Annotated in this window: 5 protein-coding genes; all 5 read right to left on the bottom strand. The window is 36.9% G+C overall.

Features of this window, described 5'->3' with window-relative positions; all coding sequences use genetic code 11:
- Nucleotides 1–20: 20 nt before the first annotated feature.
- On the bottom strand, nucleotides 21–446 hold the full coding sequence (locus JMW39_RS13115) for a surface-adhesin E family protein (protein ID WP_201547263.1): 426 nt from the start codon (nucleotides 444–446) through the stop codon (nucleotides 21–23).
- A gap of 26 nt (nucleotides 447–472) precedes the next feature.
- Entirely contained in the window at nucleotides 473–1,423 is a 951-nt protein-coding gene (gene repM, locus JMW39_RS13110; protein ID WP_201547262.1) for a replication initiation protein RepM, read from the bottom strand.
- A gap of 339 nt (nucleotides 1,424–1,762) precedes the next feature.
- Nucleotides 1,763–3,436, bottom strand: coding sequence for a MobA/MobL family protein (locus JMW39_RS13105; protein WP_201547260.1), 1,674 nt, complete (start codon nucleotides 3,434–3,436; stop codon nucleotides 1,763–1,765).
- A 257-nt stretch (nucleotides 3,437–3,693) separates the two neighbouring features.
- Nucleotides 3,694–4,917 (bottom strand): tetratricopeptide repeat-containing protein, encoded by a 1,224-nt coding sequence (locus tag JMW39_RS13100; protein ID WP_201547258.1) that lies wholly within the window; start codon nucleotides 4,915–4,917, stop codon nucleotides 3,694–3,696.
- Nucleotides 4,910–5,320, bottom strand: coding sequence for a TIR domain-containing protein (locus tag JMW39_RS13095; protein WP_201547256.1), 411 nt, complete (start codon nucleotides 5,318–5,320; stop codon nucleotides 4,910–4,912). The genes JMW39_RS13100 and JMW39_RS13095 overlap by 8 nt, the downstream gene beginning before the upstream one ends.
- Between the last annotated feature and the right edge of the window lie 257 nt (nucleotides 5,321–5,577).

Below are 5,577 nucleotides of genomic sequence, written 5' to 3'. Positions count from 1 at the left end.
GGGATAGCATGCCTATTATTCTAAAGTAAGTTACTAATATCCTTGAAACCTGCTATAGCACAAGCAGAGTACATATTTAAATAATGACTTGTTCCTGGATGGATAGAGTTGAATTGCCCAGCGTTGTTATCAGAATGAATAACAGCCCCATTTGCATCATAAAATATACTGGATAATGATTTACTGTTTTCATTTCTGCAATCATAAGAAAATTTAATACTGCTAGAGTCAATCGTCTTATTTTCAATTTTCAATTTTGATTTCTCTATACCCCTCATTTTAATAAATGCAGTGACTATTTGAGCATTTTGATCAACTACTCTTACAGAATGAGCATCAATGTAATTATCAACACCGAGTTTATCAGTATCTATATATAGCCAATCAGTAGCACTAGCTGAAACAGCAATTAAACTCACAAATACACTAACAATTAACTTTTTCATACCCGCACCTTATGGGATAAGCAATTTTAATATTTAAGATAATCTCTAATTGGCCGCTTCTTAAACTCAGAAGCATCTTTTTTAAGACGATTAACCATCTCAAAATCCCATCCTTGCTGTGACTGTCCAGCTGGGCTCGTAGGGCTCACTAAATGATTGTATTCTGCCATAAAAGTAGGGTTGCGAACGATACGCCCTAGCTGTTTATCATTTAACCCCTCAATGGTAAACATATCAGATGTATTACAGTCTCTTTCATTGGTTAACTTCTGAGTATTTTTTGGCTTTTCCTTATCTGAGACTTTGAACTTAAAACCTATTATCGTTCTACCTTTTTTAACTTGCTCATAGCTAATTTTAATATCAGTTTTTTCATTAATTTCTTGAACCGCAAGGTCTAAAACTCTTAATTTAAAATTCCCCATTCTTTTATATTCACTAGATTCTATGCCTAATTGGTTTCTGAACTTCTCAAGCTCAAACATAGGAGTGTTTTTAGCTTGTTTCCATTGTACTAGTAGCTCATAAAGCCTTACGGAATATATACTGTCCATACTTGCTGTTTGTTCTAGTAGATAAGAAGTAAAGAAGTCTTCCGCACCATCAATACGGCTAATTCCTTTAACTACAGCAAGGGTAAAAACTAATTCGATTGCTCCCTCATCATCAAGATAAGTTACTTGCTGAATCCAACGTGATTTGACAGTTTTTCCTTGTTCATTAACGTAACTAAAACGTCTGTTAAATAGGTTTTCCTCAGCATCCTTCATTCGCTGATAACCGTTCTGTCGGGTGGTCTCAAACATTTCAGCATAGCGTAAGGCATCAATACGTAGAGGTTTATCGGTACTCAGTCCAGTATTTGTCTCTCTTGCATCTACTATCGCTAATTGAATAATACGAATCTCAGGCAGAGACAAGTTTTGTAGAGCTGAATTAAGCTGATTTGTTTTGACTACCAGATTACCCTTAGTCATATGACAATTTCCTTGTAATTTATTTATAACTACATTACCATAATCAAGTATATTAAACTACAAATAATAATGAGTAAACTAATGGTAACTAAACGTAGTCATATGGGTAACTAAACGTAGTCATATGGGTAACTAAACGTAGTCATATGGGTAACTAAACGTAGTCATATCATAGCTATAACCCTTGCTGATAAAGGGCTGTATCTTGCTTAAAAGCATTTAAAAGCATTTAAAAGCATTAAAAGCATTTTTTATTATTTATAAGTAACTTAAAAACAAAAGAATTAAAGAATTAAAGAATTAAAGAAAAACAGAATTTATATCCTTAGAAAAGGAAAGCTAAAACCTAGGTCTAGGCATATTGTTATCAACTCTAAGCTCATTTTTAGCCTTCTGTAAGTCCTTATCATGCTCATTGGTACTATTCTGACTATTTAGGATTGAAACATCCTGACGGCTATTTGAGAGCGTTATAGCACGATGTTTTTCTCTTTCATTTTCAGCGTTACGGACTATTTCAAAGATATTAGCGTTATCTTTGAAAAAATCAGAATTATTGGCTAACTCCTTTAGCCGCTGATTAAGATCATAATGGTCTTCATGAGAACGTCGATCAAGATTATGCTCAGTAGCAAAAGCTTCCAACAGCTCCTGTTGTCGCCTATCAAATTTCTTTGAGTGCGTTGGATCGTCTGCACTCTCGTAAGATTCCCATCTGATACGGTTCTTACTGTCGTTTCGTTCTAAGATTTTTTGAATTAACTGACGATTCAGTATCTCAGCGTTTCTAGCGTATTGAGCAACGACGTATTTTCTTTGTCCAACCCACTTATCTCCGAGCCCAGAGTATTTTTGAAACTCTCTAGCTGTTTCGTTTGCTTCTCGATCAAAAGCTGCTGTTTCTCGATCATAGCTAGTAGCTGCTGATTCTCTTGCAGCACGGCTTCTTCTGAGTGCGTCAGTAAAGGGGTTTGGGGTTTCGCCAACTCTGTTCTCAATGAGTCGCTCGTTGTACTCAACTCTTTGTTGACTGTACTCAATTCCTTTATCCAAATCACCTGTGATTCGTTTGTTGTTAGCAACTGTTCTATTTGCTCGTTCAATGTATTTATCTGTTGTAGCAGGCTGTCCATATGCGCTACTTGCAAGTCCTTGGAGAGTAGCAACTCTTGAATTGAAGACAGACTCGTTACGTTCGCTAATTTCATCGTTGTGCTCTCTTTTGCTGTCTGATAGTGGGTCTCTGCCAATGTGTACCTGCGGTAATATATCTAGTTTTCGCTCTCTATAACTAAGACTAGTAATTGCCTTAATGCCATGCTCTGATAGTCGTTTATTGACCATTTCCGCCCATTCTGCGCGTATCGCCTTGATGTAATCCCTCTCTTTCGCCAAACCTTTGAGCTTTCTTGCTGTACCGTATAGCTCAGAGTCTGCTTTGTCGGTAAATATCAGCTGATTAGTGGCATCAAGCTCAACTTTGCGAGTTGTAAACATGATATGAGCATGAATATTGCGCTCGTCATCATCGTCAGTGACCTTATCCGCCGCTTTACTTGAAGGTTTGGGCGCAGGAGCGTCATTTTTAAGTTTTGGATTATGAATACAACAATCAGCAATCACGCCTAGATCGTTCGCCATCTTCGTTGCAAACTCTTCTGCCAATGCGATGTTCTCGCTATCGCTCAACTCATGAGGTAATGCTAATAACCACTCACGAGCAACCCTAGCAGATGCTTTTAGCGTCTGATCTTTCTTAGTGACCTCATGCTCTTCTACCATTGACCATAAGTCTTGACGCTCAATTGTAAAACCTTGCTCAGCTAATGCTGCCGGCAAAATGATATTCTTATGCATAACGTCCGACTTTTTGCTGTAGTCATGGATCATGGCTTCGGGGTTATATTTGTTCTTATCTGTCAGCTCTTCACCTGCTCGATAGGCAGCAGCAGCGACCGCATTATGCCCTTTGCTACGACTAATCGGTTTCACTTCCGCTCTGTATAAAGCCATGATGTAAGCCTCCTAATGAGGTGGTTTTTGGGGTTTGGGGTGTCCCCAACGCGGTTCGAGAAATAATATAATAGCACGAAGTAGGCGTATTAAATTATTTCTCGTAACTGCGCTCTTCGAGGACTCTTGCAGAGAGCTAAAGATGGTGGCTAGTGTATAAAATAGGCTCAAATTTTGAAGTTAATGACTCGAATTCGAGCCTATTACTACAAAATTTGAGCCTAAAAGAGCCGTTTTAGAGTTAAGCGTTTGGAAGATTAATGATCTAAATTACTGTAGAACGTAGTCCTTTCCCAATCAGAAGGGTTCTCTCCAATGAATAATGTCTCAAACCTTTTAAATTCAAATGAGTTACCTAGATAATTATGCATATTTGCTGCTGTGGCATATACCCAACGTTTATCTTTCCTTTCCATGAAATTGTCTGAATCCAACACTTCTTTAATTCTAAGCATCACTTCTTTTGACGTTTCTCTAGCTAACCTTGCAAAGAAAACTTTATCATCTTCAAGGCTTAGCGCTCCAGATTTTATTCTATAGCAGGTCGCTAAATTTTCACCATTATAATAATCTTTTTTGAGAACAAATCCGCGTTGATAGTAACGAATAGCTTTGTCTATGTCATCGTGGTTTTGGGATATTGCAAATATTCTTTTGAAAATTGCTCCAGCTATACCAGTTGTTTCAGGATTATTAGAGTTATCAGGATCTAGCTTGTTAATTATGTTTGACCCATTTATGAGAGCTGTTAATTCGTCTGGATCAGCTGATTTGTATGTATGCAAAGCTAACTGTTGCAATAAATATTCATCATCATGGCGAATTTCCAACAATTCATTGACGACTTTCACTGCTTGTAGATGTTTACTATTTTTATTATGTTCTGAAAGCTCGCCTTTCAATCTAAAATACAAATCATCGTCTTCCTCCATCTCTTCGACTATCTCATCTATTTCAGCAGCACTGATTATAGGAGATTGTAGATTAGGCAAGAAGGTATAGACGGGGCTATCTGGTTCTTCATCATCATAATTTATGCTATTTATTTTGTCTTTAAGAGCTTGTTTGACTCTTATAACCTCGCGATTTCCTATATCCTTCTCGAGATGTTCGTAAGTGATAGTAGAGACATGATCTAAATCAAAATAAAACTTACACTGGTCTTCCTTCATCAAAATAGTAGCTTTTCTTCTTAAAGCATGTCTAACCCCTACCTCATAAATTGCGTTGGGGTTAGATGTTGAAATATCAGCAATAACTAAGTCTGCCTCTAATAACATTTTGTACATTTTGAGGTCAATAACGCCTGAATGATGTATTTCATCCGCTCTGATACACTTATAGTTTAACTCTTCACAAGCTGGTTTAATAATAGCCTCAAATGTAGCATCTAAGTCCAGCGTTCTTCCTGAAACGTAGTCTACCTTTTCCCCAAAACCCATGACAACGAAGCAAATTTTCTGTGCGTTTGGATTATTCATATCCCACCACTGCTCCGTTTAATGCCTCAATTATTTGCTTTTCTGTGAAGCTCGTAGCCCAAGAAGTCCCTACACCCAATAGACCAGCAGGAGAATTATTGGCTCTATCTATTTTTACAGCCGCTAATTTCAGCCCTAATTCTTTAGCTTTTTCTATTTCCCAATTAATCCAGTCGCTCGTATAAGATAACTTTCCTACGATAACGAATAGATGAGTCGCTTGTTTCAACTTAATAGTTATACCAGCCTTCACTCTACTGGCATCCTCACTGTTAATTGGGGTTTTTACACTTCTATTATCAAATTCGAAATCAAAATTTGGGTGATTACTCCAACCTTGTAATAAGTGCTTATAACGAGCGTCTTCTGAGTGATCGTAACTAATAAATACTTTATGAGACATTGCAAATCCTTTTATTTTTAGTATGAACAGTACAATCTGATAGCTACTAAAAATAATTCAATCAACATAAGTCTTTTTAATTAAGAAATAACAAAAAGCAAACAATAGTTTTATCTATAGCGCTTATAGAGGGATAGCATGCCTATTATTCTAAAGTAAGTTACTAATATCCTTGAAACCTGCTATAGCACAAGCAGAGTACATATTTAAATAATGACTTGTTCCTGGATGGATAGAGTTGAATTGCCCAGCGTTGT

Source organism: Psychrobacter immobilis, assembly GCF_904846175.1.
In the GTDB taxonomy this organism is placed as follows: domain Bacteria; phylum Pseudomonadota; class Gammaproteobacteria; order Pseudomonadales; family Moraxellaceae; genus Psychrobacter; species Psychrobacter immobilis_E.
This window is presented reverse-complemented; position numbering and strand designations above follow the sequence as displayed.